15 protein-coding genes are annotated in these 16,444 nt (G+C 52.5%); 10 read left to right on the forward strand and 5 right to left on the reverse strand.

Translation table 11 applies throughout. The annotated features are described in order from the left end of the window. Positions 1 to 42: 42 nt before the first annotated feature. Complete coding sequence (yfbR, locus tag DQX05_RS23065; RefSeq protein ID WP_119795460.1) at positions 43 to 672, reverse strand: 5'-deoxynucleotidase; 630 nt, start codon at positions 670 to 672, stop codon at positions 43 to 45. A 225-nt stretch (positions 673 to 897) separates the two neighbouring features. Between yfbR and DQX05_RS23070 the strand changes: the two genes are divergently transcribed. The 3 genes from DQX05_RS23070 (at position 898) to DQX05_RS23080 (ending at position 5,342) form a co-directional block, all read left to right on the forward strand. Next, positions 898 to 2,448, forward strand: coding sequence for a fumarate hydratase (locus DQX05_RS23070; protein WP_119795461.1), 1,551 nt, complete (start codon positions 898 to 900; stop codon positions 2,446 to 2,448). A 213-nt stretch (positions 2,449 to 2,661) separates the two neighbouring features. Next, on the forward strand, positions 2,662 to 4,473 hold the full coding sequence (gene pnpS / locus DQX05_RS23075) for a two-component system histidine kinase PnpS (protein ID WP_119795462.1): 1,812 nt from the start codon (positions 2,662 to 2,664) through the stop codon (positions 4,471 to 4,473). Between the two features lie 140 nt (positions 4,474 to 4,613). Then, positions 4,614 to 5,342 carry a response regulator transcription factor gene (locus tag DQX05_RS23080; protein WP_119795463.1) on the forward strand — a complete coding sequence of 243 codons (729 nt, stop codon included), beginning with the start codon at positions 4,614 to 4,616 and terminating at the stop codon, positions 5,340 to 5,342. A 131-nt stretch (positions 5,343 to 5,473) separates the two neighbouring features. Here DQX05_RS23080 and cydS read toward each other — a convergent pair whose 3' ends face one another. The 3 genes from cydS to DQX05_RS23090 are packed head-to-tail and all read right to left on the reverse strand — an operon-like array spanning position 5,474 to position 7,962. Next, positions 5,474 to 5,575, reverse strand: coding sequence for a cytochrome bd oxidase small subunit CydS family protein (cydS, locus tag DQX05_RS33310; protein WP_397335820.1), 102 nt, complete (start codon positions 5,573 to 5,575; stop codon positions 5,474 to 5,476). Between the two features lie 12 nt (positions 5,576 to 5,587). Further along, positions 5,588 to 6,610: a cytochrome d ubiquinol oxidase subunit II gene (locus DQX05_RS23085; RefSeq protein WP_119795464.1), complete on the reverse strand. Its 1,023-nt coding sequence runs from the start codon at positions 6,608 to 6,610 to the stop codon at positions 5,588 to 5,590. Beyond that, the gene (locus DQX05_RS23090) at positions 6,607 to 7,962 is read right to left on the reverse strand and encodes a cytochrome ubiquinol oxidase subunit I (protein ID WP_119795465.1); all 1,356 of its coding nucleotides are present in this window, start codon (positions 7,960 to 7,962) and stop codon (positions 6,607 to 6,609) included. Before DQX05_RS23090 ends, DQX05_RS23085 begins: the two co-directional genes overlap by 4 nt. Before the next feature lie 313 nt (positions 7,963 to 8,275). On the opposite strand from DQX05_RS23090, the gene DQX05_RS31065 reads away from it, so the two are divergent. Then, complete coding sequence (locus DQX05_RS31065) at positions 8,276 to 8,647, forward strand: CBS domain-containing protein (RefSeq protein ID WP_182914849.1); 372 nt, start codon at positions 8,276 to 8,278, stop codon at positions 8,645 to 8,647. Positions 8,648 to 8,819: 172 nt separating this feature from the next. Next, positions 8,820 to 10,274 (forward strand): BglG family transcription antiterminator, encoded by a 1,455-nt coding sequence (locus tag DQX05_RS23100; protein WP_310735693.1) that lies wholly within the window; start codon positions 8,820 to 8,822, stop codon positions 10,272 to 10,274. A gap of 150 nt (positions 10,275 to 10,424) precedes the next feature. Here the strand turns inward: DQX05_RS23100 and DQX05_RS23105 are convergent, their stop codons facing one another. Then, positions 10,425 to 10,748 (reverse strand): hypothetical protein, encoded by a 324-nt coding sequence (locus tag DQX05_RS23105; protein ID WP_119795466.1) that lies wholly within the window; start codon positions 10,746 to 10,748, stop codon positions 10,425 to 10,427. Positions 10,749 to 11,243: 495 nt separating this feature from the next. Between DQX05_RS23105 and DQX05_RS23110 the strand changes: the two genes are divergently transcribed. The 5 genes from DQX05_RS23110 (at position 11,244) to phoU (ending at position 15,655) form a co-directional block, all read left to right on the forward strand. After that, on the forward strand, positions 11,244 to 12,221 hold the full coding sequence (locus DQX05_RS23110) for a PstS family phosphate ABC transporter substrate-binding protein (RefSeq protein ID WP_182914850.1): 978 nt from the start codon (positions 11,244 to 11,246) through the stop codon (positions 12,219 to 12,221). A gap of 137 nt (positions 12,222 to 12,358) precedes the next feature. After that, positions 12,359 to 13,285, forward strand: a complete 927-nt coding sequence (pstC, locus tag DQX05_RS23115; RefSeq protein ID WP_119795467.1) for a phosphate ABC transporter permease subunit PstC — start codon at positions 12,359 to 12,361, stop codon at positions 13,283 to 13,285. Positions 13,286 to 13,288: 3 nt separating this feature from the next. Further along, positions 13,289 to 14,164: a phosphate ABC transporter permease PstA gene (pstA, locus tag DQX05_RS23120; protein ID WP_119795468.1), complete on the forward strand. Its 876-nt coding sequence runs from the start codon at positions 13,289 to 13,291 to the stop codon at positions 14,162 to 14,164. A gap of 12 nt (positions 14,165 to 14,176) precedes the next feature. After that, positions 14,177 to 14,977: a phosphate ABC transporter ATP-binding protein PstB gene (gene pstB / locus DQX05_RS23125; protein WP_119795469.1), complete on the forward strand. Its 801-nt coding sequence runs from the start codon at positions 14,177 to 14,179 to the stop codon at positions 14,975 to 14,977. Between the two features lie 18 nt (positions 14,978 to 14,995). Then, complete coding sequence (gene phoU, locus DQX05_RS23130; RefSeq protein WP_119795470.1) at positions 14,996 to 15,655, forward strand: phosphate signaling complex protein PhoU; 660 nt, start codon at positions 14,996 to 14,998, stop codon at positions 15,653 to 15,655. Positions 15,656 to 16,444: the final 789 nt, after the last annotated feature.

Here is a 16,444-nt window from a genome sequence, read left to right on the forward strand (position 1 = left end):
CCATCGCCAGTCTGCGGGATAGGGAGGAGGAACTACGTGAGTCTAGCTGTCGGGCAACGACATTTCGTCCAGCGTCATGTCGAAGCTTGGCGCGAGGCGGGTAAGGACATAGTCGATTTCCTCCAGGCCGAGCGCCCGCAATTTTTGCTCGGTCTGCCGCCGGGCCACATCGAATTCCCGGTTGCCCGCTGCCGCTTCGCTTCCGCATTTGAAGTAGGCGTCGAGCAGATCGGCAGCCTTCACATAGCGCTTCAGTTCCTCATCCAGCGTCTGATCGATGAGCGGCGCATAGGCCGTCTGCAGCTCAGCCGGAATCATGCCGATAAGCCGCTCTGCAGCCAATTGCTCGATCTCGCGGAAGTTGGCCAGAATGCGCGTATTGTGGTGCTTGACGGGCGTCGGAATATCTCCCGTGAACACTTCCGTCGCGTCGTGGAACAGCGCCATCATGACGGCCCGGCCCGTGTCCAGCGCTTTCCCGTACACCTCGTTCCCGATTGTGCACAGCATATGCGTCGTCATCGCGACGTGGAAGCTGTGCTCGGCGACGTTCTCCTTCGTCGTATTGCGCATCAGGCTCCAGCGCTCGATATGCTTCAACCGATACATATAGGCAAAAAAATGATGTCCATGCGGACGCCCGGCTTGCGCCTCGTCCTTGATTGGATCCATAGGTTCTCATCCTTTCCGGCATCGCATCGAGCTCCGGATAACTTCGTCCGAATGTCTTCGACAGACGCTTCTATTATGCTATTATATTACTATAGGAAGCGGATTCACGCCGCATGCGGCATGTCGAATCGGCCGAAGCAGAGAAGATAGAGAGGAACCCGACAGACAGCCAGATGATTGCAGATAGATAGCGGGATATTCGAAGAGAGGGGCTTGGGTTTGCTTATGAAATCGTTTTTGCAGAGCGTTTATGATTTGATCGTGGAGACATCAACCAATCTGCCGGGCGATGTGCGCAAGGCGATCCGGGAAGCGCAAGCGCGCGAGGACGCTGCCACGCGCGCCGGACTGTCCCTGGGCACGATCGCCCGCAATATTGCGATGGCGGAGACGAAGATATCCCCCATCTGTCAGGATACCGGCATGCCGACGTTCATCGTCCATACCCCGGTAGGCGCGAATCAGATCGTCATGAAGCGGGAGATTCAGGAAGCGGTCAGCCACGCGACGAAGGAAGGCAAGCTTCGCACCAATTCCGTCGATTCCTTGACGGGCGCGAACAGCGGGGACAATCTCGGCCCGGGAACGCCGGTCATCCATTTCGAGCAGTGGGAGCGCGACGACATAGAGGTGCGTCTCATCTTGAAGGGCGGCGGCTGCGAGAACAAGAACATCCAGTACAGCCTGCCGGCCGAACTGGAGGGCTTGGGCAAGGCGGGCCGCGATCTCGACGGCATCCGCAAATGCATTCTGCACGCGATCTACCAGGCTCAGGGGCAGGGCTGCAGCGCAGGCTTCATCGGTGTCGGCATCGGCGGTGATCGGACGACAGGCTACGAGCTGGCGAAGCAGCAGCTGTTCCGCCGCGTAGATGATACGAATCCGATTGCTGAGCTGCGGCAATTGGAAGAATATATTTTGGATAAGGCAAATCAGCTGGGCATCGGCACGATGGGCTTCGGCGGCGAGGTGACGCTGCTTGGCTGCAAGATTGGGGTCATGAACCGGCTGCCGGCGAGCTTCTTCGTATCGGTCGCCTACAACTGCTGGGCCTACCGGCGCCAAGGCGCCCTGCTCGACAGCGCGAGCGGAGAGATTAAGGAATGGGTATACGAGCGCGGCAGCGAGCTTCCGATGGACAGCGCGGCCGATGAAGCGGCAGGGGCAGCGGAAGAAGCGCCCGCGAAGAGCGAGAGCAGCCGCATCGTGCTGAATACGCCGATTTCCGAGGAGCAGATCCGCTCTTTGAAGGTAGGGGACGTCGTCGTTATCAACGGAGAGATGCACACGGGACGCGACGCGCTCCATAAATATTTGATGGACCATGATGCGCCGGTCGATCTGGACGGGGCGGTCATCTATCATTGCGGCCCGGTCATGCTTAAGGATGAGGAAGGCTGGCATGTCAAGGCGGCCGGACCAACGACGAGCATCCGCGAGGAGCCGTACCAAGGCGATATCATTAAGAAATTCGGCATCCGCGCCGTCATCGGCAAAGGCGGCATGGGTGCGAAGACACTGGCCGCGCTGCAGGAGCATGGCGCCGTCTATTTGAATGCGATTGGTGGGGCGGCTCAATATTATGCGGAATGCATGAAGCAAGTGAACGGAGTCGATTTCCTCGAATTCGGCATTCCGGAAGCGATGTGGCATCTCGATGTAGAAGGGTTCGCGGCGATTGTGACGATGGATGCGCATGGCAACAGCCTGCACGCTGACGTCGATCGCAACTCGTTCGAGAAGCTGGCCCAGTTAAAGGACCCTGTCTTTGCATAAGCAATCATTCTTTAATCCCCGGTCGCGGACCGGGGATTTGTTTGTATGGCCCGGCCGGAATGACAATGGTCATCGGAAGGGAAGAATAGCGGAGAACGCGATTCCGTTCAGGGTTTACAAAACCTTTACATAAGACACTCTAGCCAAACGGCGCAACGGTCGGTAGGATGGAACATAGACCTACAACCTCGAGAATGAAGTGGAGAGATGCGCATGTCGCGGTTTCGCACGCGTTTGACTTTGATCTTTGTGCTGCTTATCGGGATATCCGTGACGGCAGCCGGTATTTATATGGCGTCCACCTTCAAGCACAATCATATCCGCCAACTGGAGGAGAATATGTCCCGGGAAATTATGCTCATCGAGCAGACGCTCGCCTGGATCCAGCCGGGAAGCAGGGACGACGTGATTGCCTATTACAGCGGCTGGGCGCACAAGCTTCATGATAGCGCGGATGCCCGCGTTACCTTTATACTGGCTGACGGGACGGTTGTCGGCGATTCCGATCATGAGGCCGCCGGGATGGACAATCACTTGGCGCGCGAGGAGATCATGAAGGCAGGACAGGAAGGGATCGGCTCGAATATCCGTTACAGCGAGACGCTGGGGCAAAATATGCTCTATGTCGCCAGGCCTGTGCATACGCCCCATTTTGACGGGTATATACGTCTGGCGATGAGTCTGGAGCATGTCGAGAGCAGCGTGAGGGCGCTGTGGGCGTATTTGGCGCTAGGTCTGGCGGCATTATTCGTTATCGCCGTGATCGTCAGCTACCGGATTGCCTTCAATCTGACGCGTCCGATCGAGAATATGACCCGCGTCGCGATGCGCATCGCCCAGATGGACTACAAGGCGAGGGCCCAGGCTGCGGGGAAGGACGAGATCGGGCAGTTGGGGACGGCTATCAATGCGATGGCGGAGAGCCTCCAGGTGCAGATGTCGCAAATACGCGAGAACGAGAGCCGGCTGCAGACGGTCATGGAGCATATGATCAATGCGATCGTGATGGTCGATGCGGAAGGCAAGGTTGCGCTGCTGAACCGGAAGGCCGAGCATATTCTCGGCATCCGAAGCAGAGAATGGCTCGGGCGTCCGTTCAGCGAAGTCAGGGCGCCGTATGAGATGCAGCAGATGATGGCCGAGGTCGAGGAGAAGAAGCAGCTGCGCCATGACGAGATGACGATTTATTATCCGGAGGAGCGTCTGCTGGATGTGACGGTCGTCCCGGCCTATTTCACCGATCAGGAATGGGCGGGCATTCTGCTGGTGATGCAGGATGTCTCGGAGATCCGGCGGCTCGAGCGGATGCGGACTGAATTCGTGGCGAATGTATCCCATGAGCTCAAGACACCGATTGCCGCAGTCAAGGGCTTCGCCGAGACGCTGCTGAATGGGGCGATGCATGATCCGGAGATCGCGAAGTCCTTCCTGCATATTATTCAGGAGGAGAGCGAGCGTTTGAACCGGCTTATCGGCGACATTCTGGAATTGTCCAAAATCGAAGCGAAACGGGCGGTGCTGCAATTTTCACCGGTGGAGCTCGGGACCTTCCTCGAGCATACGGTGGAGATGCTGCGCAAGGAAGCGGGCAGCAAGCGCATCGATGTCCGGCTGGATGCCGAGACGGATCTGTATGTCGAGGCGGATGAGGATCGGCTGCGCCAGATTATGCTCAACCTGCTCTCCAACGCGATTAACTATACGCCGGAGGGCGGACAGGTGAAGATAGGTGCTGTGGCGTTGCATGACCCGGATCAGGAGGAACGGATCCGGTTGACGATTACCGATACGGGCATCGGCATTCCGAAGAAGGATGTGCCGCGCATCTTCGAGCGCTTCTACCGGGTAGACAAGGCTCGCTCCCGCGTATCGGGAGGCACGGGGCTGGGGCTCTCCATCGTAAAGCATCTCGTCGAGGCGCACAGAGGAACGATCCGGGTAGAGAGCGAGTTGGGCGTAGGCACGACCTTCACCATTGAGCTTCCCGTGCTTCAGGAGTGGGTGCCGGACGGGTCAGAGCAATAAGCGCGGGGATGAACTCGCATGCCCGCCCTACCTCTGTGCCGCAGTGAAAAAAACGTCGCCGCGGCACGAGGAAGTATGTTACGATATGGTTGCGATCGGTAGAGGCACTAGGGATAGGAATTGACTTTCGGAGGATAATTATGTCTGAACGAAAAGTATTAGTCATCGAAGACGAACCGACATTGGCGCGGCTATTGTCATATAATCTGACCTTGGAAGGGTACGATACGACGGTGATCGACCACGGCTCCCAAGGGCTGCAGGTGGCGCTGCACCGTAAGTTCGACCTCATTATACTGGATATTATGCTGCCGGGCATGAACGGATTCGAGGTGCTGTCCAAGCTGAGACAAGCCGGCGTCCGCACGCCCGTCATCATTTTGACGGCGCGCAATGCGGAGGAAGAAGTCGTGCAGGGCTTGAAGTGCGGAGCGGACGACTACATTACGAAGCCATTCGGCGTGGCTGAGCTGCTCGCGCGCGTCGGCGCTGTGCTGCGCCGTGCATCGAGCGACGAGCCGGTCGAGCAGGAAGATGCGGACGACAAAGTCATTGCGATTGGCGATCTGCGCATCTATCCGGAGAAGTATGAAGTGACGCTGCATCAGGAGCTGATCCCGCTGCGGCCGAAGGAATTCGAAGTATTGCTCTACCTTGTCCAGCGCCCGGGCATGGTCATTACCCGGGACGATCTGATGAATGCGGTATGGGGCTTCGATTACATCGGCGGACAGCGGACGGTCGATGTCCATGTCAGCTCGCTGCGCAAGAAGCTGGAGATGAACCAGCGATCCGTCCAGATCGATTCGATTCGGGGCGTCGGTTACAAATTGGTCCATCATAAGAAGGCGCACCGCACCGACGAATAAGGCGCACAATCCATTTTCGACTGGGAGATGGATTCTTTTTTTGCGATGAATCTAGATAAGGCAATGACGGCAGCCCGCTCCGAAGAGCGGGCTGCCGTCATGCGTTCGCGTTCTCTTCGATAGCGCGACGCTTAATCCTCATACGGCTTCGCGCGGGCTCCCCACCAGAACACGGCCGCGATGGACAACGCCGCGATAAGGAGCGGCGCCGCAAATATAAGAAAATTCGTCATGTCTGTACCTCCTTAGCGTGGGGTCTTCTTGCCCTTAACATAGTTCGCGTCGAACAGGAATAAGCGCAGGAGCAAGAACAGCGACGGGATCAGGACGAGCAGGCCCAGGATAAATACGGAAATCAGGGCTGTTGCCATCGCCGGATTGGTGAAGCTGTCATAAATGTTGACGTACGGATACAGTACGTACGGCAAATGGGATGCGCCGTAACCGAACCAGGCGAACCCGAACTGCAGCACGACGCAGAGGAAGGCCCAGCCGTAATTGCGGCGCTTCCAGACCAAGTAGACGGCGAGCAGGAAGAACAGGAACGACAGGATGAACATCCAGGCGTTCGCAATCATATTGTTGAAGTGCTCCGCATTATGCTCTTGAATCGCATAGAAGACGAAGAGGCTCGCCAAGATGGTCGGCGCCGACCAGAAGAGGGCGTACTTCCTGACGATCTCGAGCGCCCCGTTATCCTCCGCCTTGGCAGCGTAATAGGTCAGGAACATGGCCGAAATATAGAGCACGCTGACCAAGGCGAGGAAAATAACCGAGTACGGATAAATATTGGTGAATAGCTTGCCGACATGGAAGGTCACCTTGCCCCCTTGCTCCGAAATATATCCGCCCTCCGAGATAGCTAGCACCGTGGACAACGCCGCCGGAATTAGCCAGCCGCTCACCCCGTACAAAAACATATAGATCCGGTTGTTCTTGAACCCATAGTTGCTGAAGGCATAATAGGAGCCGCGGACAGCGAGTAGGATGACGGCGATGCTTCCAGGCACGAGCAGGGCGGTGCCGTAATAATAGGCCGCATCCGGGAAAAATCCGACCAGGCCGATGTAGAAGAAGACGAGGAACACGTTCGTCACTTCCCATACCGGCGACAGATAGCGTTCAATAATATTGTGAATGATATGCCGTTTGCCTGTAATCGTGCTGACATAGCTGAAGAACCCGGCGCCGAAATCAATCGACGCCACGATCAGGTAGCCGAACAGAAAGATCCACAGCACGGTCATCCCGAGCAGTTCGTAATTCATCGCTTCATGCCCCCTTCCATGCCGCTCGCCTCCAATTCCGCTTCGGCCGGATTGTTGCGGAACATGCTGCGCAGCACCTTGACGGCCGTAACGCTGAGCACCAGATAGAGAAGCGAAAACAGAAGCAGCATCGTATCGACATGATCGGACGTCGTCGCGCCTTCTTCGACGGTCATGATTTTCCACAGCACCCATGGTTGCCGTCCGACCTCCGCGAACATCCACCCTGATTCAATCGCCAGGAAGGCGAGCGGCGCCCCGGCCACGATCGCATACAGAAGCAGGCGGCTGATCGGCTTGCCAGTCTTGCGGCGGCGGTACTGCCAGACGACGTACCAGAGCGAGACGACGGTCAGGAAGATGCCGATGAACACCATCGAATCGAAGAAATAGTGCGTGGCCCGCAGCGGCGGCTGTTCATGCTCGGGCACCTCATTCAGCCCTTGAACGACGGTATCCGGCGTGCCTCCCGCCAAAATGCTCAGCCCAAACGGGATCTTGATCGCGAACTTCACTTCATTGTCCTTCGTCAAGATGCCGCCGAGAATCAGCTCCGCACTGTCCTTCGTCTCGAAGTGCCATTCCGCGGCGGCCAATTTCTCCGGCTGGTATTGGTGTAAATATTTTCCGGACAGATCGCCGATGGCGGCCGAAGCGACCGCGAAGATAAGGGCGGACGTCATCGTCAGACGCAGTGCCTTCTTATAGTACACATGGCTGCGTCCGCGCAGCATCGAGACCGCGGCGATGGCAGCGAGCAGGAAGGCGCTGGTGACATACGCGGTCACGAGCACGTGGCTCACCCGCGTTGGCATCGATGGATTGAACATCGCCGCCAGCGGCTGGATGTTCGTCATCTGCCCGTTGACCCAATCGAAGCCCTGCGGCGAATTCATGAATGAGTTCACGGTTGTGATGAAAAAGGCTGAGGCCGATGAGCCGATCGCTACTGGAACAAGCAGCAAAAAGTGGTACATCCGGTTTTTGAAGCGATCCCATGTATATAAGTAAATGCCAAGAAATATCGCCTCCACGAAAAAGGCGAACGTCTCCATAAATAACGGGAGCGCGATCGCTTGCCCGGCGACCTTCATGAAGTTCGGCCACAGCAAGCTGAGCTGCAGCCCGATGGCGGTCCCGGTGACCACCCCGACTGCTACCGTTACAGTGAAGCCCCTGGCCCAACGGCGGGCCAGCAATAAATAATGGGGGTCATTCCGCTTAATGCCGATCCATTCCGCCAGGGCGATCAGGAGCGGCACTCCGACGCCGATGGTCGCGTAAATAATATGCACGAACAAGGTCAAGCCGGTCAAAATGCGGCTGAACAATACAGGATCGTACGAGTACATGTCCTCTTTCCCTCCTCAACAGAAATGCAATGCCGTATTTTCAGAACGATGTGAACAGTCAACCCACCGCGTTAGAACAAACGCCGTAGGAACGAGAGGAGCATAATGATGCCCACTACAAGGGAGACAACGATAAGCCATTTCTCTTGTTTTTGAATCCGGTTTGCCTGATTATTATCCGATTCCATCGACAGTTACCCCTTTCGCTGTGCGGTATTCATAAAACTTGAATATTGTCTATGATCCATATCACAGGCTTATCTATATCGTACTCAAATGGTGTGATAATTTTCACAACAATTGTGATAGAGCGATGAACAAGGTGTTACAAATGTATGTCCGCATCAACTTCCGCGTTCGATGGCCGCTCCTAGCGTCCCCTGCGCTCTATCATGAGAAGCCTGTCTCGCGGCTGATGGATCGGGACATGGCTTGCGCCGAATGGGGGACGGATGCGGCCCAACTGCTAGAACTGGCGGGGGCCCGCCCGGAGGAGCGGATGTATGACAGCCTCGTTATTACGAGCGGAGGGCAGTATGCCGGCGTGCTGTCGGCGAAGCAGCTGCTGCAGGCGATCGCGCATAATCAGGAGCAGCTGACACAGATTGATGCCTGCGCGCAGCGCATGGAGGAGCGGGCCCAGGCAGCGCATGCGGAATTGAGGCGAATGGCGGAACGGGATTGAAGACAGTGTCCTGTGAAAAAACGTCGCTGGAGCACGGGAAAGTATGATACGATAGGGTTCCGAGTGTAGGAGTGAATCGGTTGCACTCATCGAAGACGAACTGTTATATAATCTGACCTTGGAAGGCAGATTCGACAGTGATCGGCTGGACGAAAACGCTGAAGGTGAAATCATGATGGAAAAGGATATTAGTCGTAAAATCAAATTGTTGAAGATTCTTGCTGAGGAAAAGAAGTGGTTTACACTCTCTGAACTTGAACAAAAACTAGATTGCTCCAGTAAAACAATTCGAAAGGATATATCAGTTCTCAATGATTTATTGCCGCAAAACACTTCTATCTTTTCAAAAAAGGGAAAAGGGGTTAGATTAGCCATACCCCAAGATCAGACCATATGTGAAGTCATATCTAATTTATCTAAAAAATCCCTAACTTTTTTGGTTCTTCAGAAGTTTTTGGAAGGAACTGCACCTACCATTACCTCTTTGTCCGAGAAATTATATCTTCCTACCTCTTCAACGAATATAGTACTAAAAAGGGTTAGTGAATATATTGAAAAATTTGGTCTATCACTTGAGAAAAAACCTTTAGGAATCACAGGGGATGAGTTCCAAATCATCTTAATGTTTTCTGAACGCTATTTGGAGGCTTTTACGGAAGAAGAATGGCCGTTTACAGAGTATAGGAAAGAAGAGCTTCTAGGTTATATTTCTTATATCGAAAAAAAATTAGGTATTATATTTTCTACGAACGACAGAAGAAGATTCGTTTTTATCATGGTCATTCTTTTTATACGCAGGAAGCAAGGGAATAGGGTAAAATTTAATGAATGCATAATTAAAAATACAATTGAGACCCCGTATTATAAAGAAATATTTGAAAGGGGCACAGATGAAAAACGAGACGCCATTCATTTTTTGACGATTGAGGAGAAAGTATTATTAGTAATTATCGTGAAATTATCCAGATACGTAAGCGTAAATCAAGCTAACTTAAGGCGGGAAGAACTAAAACTGTATAAGGAAGGGAAAATACAAGCTTATACATATATAAGTGATTTCATTCACATATTGGAAAGAGAAGTAAAGATTGATTTAGCAAGCGACGAAGATTTTGTGTATGGTATGGTTGATTACTGTAGACATACTTTTTATAAATTAATGTTTCTCCCGAAGATAATAATGCCGGAAAAGGAGACTTGCGAGTATATAAAGAAGACTTATAAAAAAACGTTTCTGTCAGTGAAGAAAGCATATAACGAATGGGCGAAGAAACTGGAGATCTTAGATGTGCCTGATGAAGAAGCCGCAAAAGTAACGATGCGGATAGCGGCAACCGGGCGGCTCAAAAATATGAATAAGAAAAAAGTGCTTCTAATTACAGGGGAAGAGAAAAGCTGGGAAATATACATGAAGAGCTGGATTAATAAAAAGTTCGACGGAAAACTCGAGATTATAGGTGAAGTGGATAGAAAAATGCTTGAAGGCGATATAAAAAGCATGGACATTGACTTTATTATTACTACAATACCGCTTAATATTAATTTTCATTCCATTGTTCATGTATCCCCTATACTGCAAGAACGTGATTTTAATGAAATTGAAATATTTGTAAATCAAAACGGATAAACCGTCCTTTTTAGCCTTGCAGGCTCAACTGGTCACGCTGACGGGCACTTTGACAGAAAAAGACGCTTCCATCCCGCTTTGGCGCGGGGTTGGAGGCGTCTTTACATATGCGGCCTCTTATTGGCTCGATAGAGGCGAATGAACCTTTTGTCAAAAGCGTAATCCTGAATATAGAATCAGTTTAGTCTTAGAGTCAGTGCTTGTTATCACGTACTCTTTTTTTTCTAAAAAAATTTTGCACTTCTTGGCATTGATTTCCCAATCCTTTATCAAAAAGGTTTTCTTTTTTTCTAAAAAAATCTTGCACTTTTTAATATCTATTTCCCAGTCGTTTATTATGATTTTGCCTAACTGGAAGTATAGGTCGACCACTTTATGGGGCCGCGTACTTAAAAAATCACTTTCTAAAATCACTCTAATATTTTCCCTATTTGAAATTTCTGATCTAAATTCTTGAACCGTAACTTCTTCCATAATTCACCTGAATTCATTAGTCAAAATAAAGTGTTGATCCGGTAAAATTTATTTTCATTCTGAAAAATGAATTTACAAATCAACAAGATTGGGAATTCCTACTATAACATACTGCAGCAATATGTGGCTTACTGCTTTTTTCTCTTATTAAGGGGATATTTTAATTTTTCATGGAAAAAAGTATCTGATAGTATAAAAATAATGAGCTTTGACATTAGCTCATTCGCTCATTTTCCCCATTTGTTAATCCCTGGTCTGTGTGACCAGGGATTTTTTTATGTCGAGCCGAGTCATGCCTTTCAGGTAACAGATTGGCGGATCCGTTGCAGGACGCTGCTGACAATAGCGCCGCTCATAGCAGCTTTGAATTTTTACACTCCGTTAACATACTTCCAAATCAGGCTTAACAAACAAGCAGTAAGATTCAGATTGTAAGGCAGCAAGCGAACTTATCAATCAGGAAATGAGAGACCCAATTCAAAGGAGTGAATTCACTTGAAAAAGTGGGGCAAACAAATCATGCTGCTTACTTTGGTGGCAGTCATGGCATTCGCGCTGGCGGCCTGCGGCGGCAATACGGGATCAACGCAGTCGAACACAGCTAACAATACGGAAAATCAAGGCAGCGAGGACAAATTGTCCGGGACGATTGAAATCGACGGTTCCAGCACGGTCTATCCAATGACAGAGGCGATTGCGGAAGAATTCGGCAAGGAGCATAGCGCGGTCCGCGTCTCTGTAGGAACGTCCGGCACCGGCGGCGGCTTCAAGCGGTTTAGCACAGGCGAGATTGCCATCAGCAACGCTTCCCGCCCGCTCAAGGACAAGGAAGCGGAAGATGCGAAGGCGAACGGCATCGAGTATTTGGAATTGACAGTTGCTTATGACGGCTTATCCATCGTCGTGAACAAAGACAACTCCTGGGTCGACAAAATTACGCTCGACGAGCTGAAAAAAATCTATGAGCCGAACTCCAAAGTCAGAACGTGGGCAGAAGTGCGGGAAGGCTGGCCAAACGAGGAGATCAAAATCTACTCTCCGGGCGCGGACCATGGAACGTTCGACTATTTCACGGAAGAGATTAACGGCAAGGCGCAAGAAAGCCGCAATGACGGCCAGATTACGTTCAGCGCCGATACGAACGCTATCGTGCAAGGCGTAGCCGGAGACAAAAATGCGATCGGCTACTTCGGATACTCTTTCTTCGAGGAAAATCAAGATAAGCTGAAGCTCGTTCCTGTCGATAACGGAACGGCAACGGTAACTCCAACGCTCGATACGATTAAGGATGGAAGCTATTCCCCATTGTCCCGTCCGCTCCTTATCTACGTAAGCAAGAAGCAGATGGAGAAGCCGGAAGTGAAGGCTTTTGTCGAGTACTACCTGAAGACGGCAGGCAGCATTGCGGAAGAAGTCGGCTATGTGCCGCTGCCGCAAGAGAAATATGACGAGCAGTTGAACCAGTTGAAGTAATCGCCGGAATTCGTACGCAGCAGTCATACACGATGATGAACGTGTGATGTCTCTTATCCTCATGAATTAGGGACATCACATTTTCATAGCGTGATTGTTAACGAATTGTAAATGAAGCTAAAAGTGAGGTTAAGCATATGCAGGCGAATGTCCCGCAACAAGAAGGGAAGCTGACGTTCCGTAACCGCAGAATGCATTTGTCGGACAAAATCATGCCGGTGCTGCTGTTCCTGTGCGCGGCCGTCTCCGTTCTGACGACAATAGGCATCGTCTATACGTTATTCTCGGAGACGTGGAACTTCTTCTCCCACGTCAACATCGCCGACTTCCTGTTCGGCACCCGGTGGAGCCCGCTTATTGAGCCGAAGTCGTTCGGCATTCTCCCGCTTATCGGCGGGACGCTGCTGGTGACGCTCATCGCATGTCTGGTGGCGATCCCGATCGGGCTGGCTAGCGCCATCTATCTGAGCGAATACGCGCCGGATCGCGTCCGCAAGATCGTCAAGCCGATTCTGGAAGTGCTGGCTGGCGTGCCGACTATTGTATATGGCTATTTTGCCCTTACCTTCGTCACGCCGATTATCCGGGAGATCTTCCCGAGCACAGGCGTATTCAATGCGCTCAGCGCCGGAATCGTCGTCGGCATCATGATTATTCCGATGGTCTCCTCCTTGAGCGAGGACGCGATGACTGCGGTGCCGCAGAGCTTGCGCCACGGGGCCTATGCCCTTGGGGCAACGCGCTTCGAGGTGGCGCTCAAGATTGTCGTGCCGGCCGCGTTGTCGGGCATCGTCTCCTCCGCCGTACTCGCCTTCTCGCGGGCGATCGGCGAGACGATGATTGTGACGGTGGCCGCTGGGGCGACTCCGAACTTGACACTGAATCCGCTGGAGAGCATTCAGACGATGACCGCTTATATCGTGCAGGTTAGCCTGGGCGACACGCCGCATGGCTCTATCGAGTACGGCACGATTTTCGCCGTCGGTATGTTGTTGTTCATCATTACGTTTCTGCTTAATATATTGGCGCTTTGGGTTGCACGCCGGTTCAGGGAGGAGTATTGACAGATGGCGATGTTACATGACGCGAACCGCAAGCAAATCAGCACCCGGCGGAAAATCGATTTTTGCCTTCACATTCTATTTGTTATCGCGACATTAATTGGGATCGTGGCGCTGATGGCGTTGATCGTTAACATTATGATGGACGGCCTGTCCCGGCTCAACTTAGATTTGTTCACGAATTATCCGTCCCGCCGGCCTGCCGTCGCCGGGATGAAATCGGCGATTGTCGGATCAATATATATGGTGCTCATCATGGCGCCCATCTCATTCATTCTTGGCGTAGGAGCGGCCATTTATCTGGAAGAATACGCGAAGAAGAACGCCTTTACCCGGTTCATCCAGCTGAATATCAGCACATTGGCGGGCGTTCCGTCCATCGTATACGGGATTCTCGGGCTGACGATTTTCGTGCGCGGCATGTCGCTTGACCGCAGCCTGCTCTCCGGCTCGCTGACGATGACCTTGCTCGTGCTGCCGATCATTATCGTATCCGCCCAAGAGGCGATTCGGGCAGTTCCGAAGACGCGGCGCGACGCTTCGTTCGCCCTTGGCGCGACCAAATGGCAGACGGTCTCCCGTTCGGTCATGCCATCGGCCATCTCCGGCATACTAACCGGTGTAATCCTGGCATTGTCCCGGGCGATCGGCGAGACCGCGCCGCTCGTTATGATCGGCGCCCTGACGTTCGTCGCTTTTCTTCCGAACAGCATCTTGGATCAGTTCACCGTTATGCCGATCCAGATTTTCAACTGGGTATCGCGGCCGCAGCTGGCATTCCATGAGTTGGCCGCAGCGGGCATCATCGTGCTGCTGGCGTTGCTCATCCTGATGAACCTGTCAGCCGTGCTGCTGCGCAACAAATATCAGAAAAACAGATAAGGAGACGATCGTATGACGACGGCGGCGATAACGACGAATACGGCAACCGCGACGGATTTGAAAACAATCATCAATATAGACAGCCTGAATCTGTATTACGGCACCTACCATGCGCTCAAGAATGTGACGATGACAATCCCTGAGAAGGCAGTCACCGCATTCATTGGCCCTTCCGGCTGCGGCAAGTCGACGCTGCTGCGGACGCTGAACCGGATGAACGATATGATTGCCGGCACGCGCATCGAGGGGCGGGTAGAGATTGCCGGTACCAATATTTATAGCAAAGAAGTCGATGTGGAGACGCTTCGCAAAAAAGTAGGAATGGTCTTCCAGCAGCCGAATCCTTTTCCGAAATCGATATATGACAATATTGCCTATGGCCCGCGGCTTCATGGCATTCGCAACAAGGCGAAGCTGGATGAGATCGTTGAGCAGAGCCTTCGTTCCGCCGTGCTGTGGGATGAAGTGAAGGATTATTTGAAGCGGTCGGCATTCAGTCTGTCCGGGGGGCAGCAGCAGCGCCTCTGCATCGCGCGCGCGTTGGCGGTGAACCCTGAGATTTTGCTGATGGATGAAGCGACATCCGCGCTGGATCCGATCTCGACGCTGAAGATTGAGGAACTGGTACAGGAACTGAAGCATCAATATACAATTGTCATGGTTACGCACAATATGCACCAAGCCGCCCGCGTGTCGGATCAGACCGTCTTTTTCCTCAATGGGGAAGTGGTTGAGTTCGATCAGACGGAGACGCTGTTCTCCAATCCGAGCGACAAGCGGACGGAAGATTATATTACGGGACGCTTCGGCTAAAAAGGAGAGGAAACCAGGATGATTAAGCGCAGGGAATTCGATCTGGGGTTGGATGAGCTCAGCCGCCTGCTCGAGCAAATGGGCAGCCATGTGGAGCGTGCGCTGTTCGAATCGATAGAATCGTTGAAAACGATGGACGCGGAACGCGCCCGGGCAATCATTAACGAGGATCCGCATCTGAACCGGATGGAGGATACGATTATGGAGCTGGGCTCGAAGCTGATTTTGACGCAGCAGCCGGTCGCCAAAGATCTGCGGCGCATCCTTGTCGCCTTCCGCATTTCCAGCGATCTGGAGCGGATGGGCGATCTGTCCATCGATATCGCCAAGGTCGTGCTGCGGATAGAAGGTCAGACGCTGATGAAGCCGCTCATCGACCTGCCGCGCATGGCGGAGATTGTCCAGCACATGATTACCGATTCGATTCGGGCCTATGTGCAGGAAGATATCGATCTGGCCTACAAAATGGCGAAGGACGATGATCAAGTCGACCAGTTGTACAGCCAAATATTCCGCGAACTGCTCAGCTACGTGCTCGAAAATCCGCATAACGCCTCCCAGGCGATGCTGCTCACCTTCGTCGGCCGCTATATCGAACGGATTGCGGACCATGCCACCAATATCGGCGAGTCGGTCGTCTACCTCGTCACCAATGAACGTCCTGATCTGAATAGTTAAATTGATACCCTCTTGCTGGAACCGTCCGGAGCTGAATCCGGGCGGTTTTCATCTTTGCTCCGTCTTATGCTGAGTATCCCAGTTGATCCGGAAAAGCGAAATGAATCCGCATCTACTCTATCCGATGTTTTGACTCTCCCTTTTACCAGGGAACCGTACAGAACCTGCATCTGCATTGCCTTAAGCTGTTATCCTCGGGCAGATCCAAGCGCCCCCTTTATCACATATAGAGCGCCTTACGCTCGTTATCCTGCAGGACGCTCATTATCCCTTCGGCGCAGGAAGGCGAATCGAATTCGTATCTGTACCGTCTTATGCTCGTTATCCCTTCGGCGCAGGAAAGCAAACCGAATTCGTATCTGTTGCGCCTTACGCTCATTATCCCTTCGGCGCAGGAAGGCGAATCGAATTCTCCCTTCGGCGCAGGAAGGCGAATCGAATTCGTATCTGTTGCGCCTTACGCTCATTATCCCTTCGGCGAAGGAAAGCAAAACGAATTCATATCAGCCGCGCCTTATGCTCGTTATCCCTTCGGGGCAGGAAGGCGAATCGAATTCGTATCTGTACCATCTTATGCCCAGTATTCCCATAACGCAGGTGCGTGGAGGGGAATAACTAGAACAGAAGACTTGTATCAATGGAGGAATGTTATATGGGTGGTAATCGTTTCTTCTGACTGGTTGGGATATTGACTATTAGGACACTGATGGTGCTCCTGATTCGTTGGGATATTGCCTATAAGGGCGCTGATGGTTGTACTCCTGATTCGTTGGGATATTGACTATAAGG

Source organism: Paenibacillus thiaminolyticus (assembly GCF_003591545.1).
GTDB classification, from domain to species: domain Bacteria; phylum Bacillota; class Bacilli; order Paenibacillales; family Paenibacillaceae; genus Paenibacillus_B; species Paenibacillus_B thiaminolyticus_A.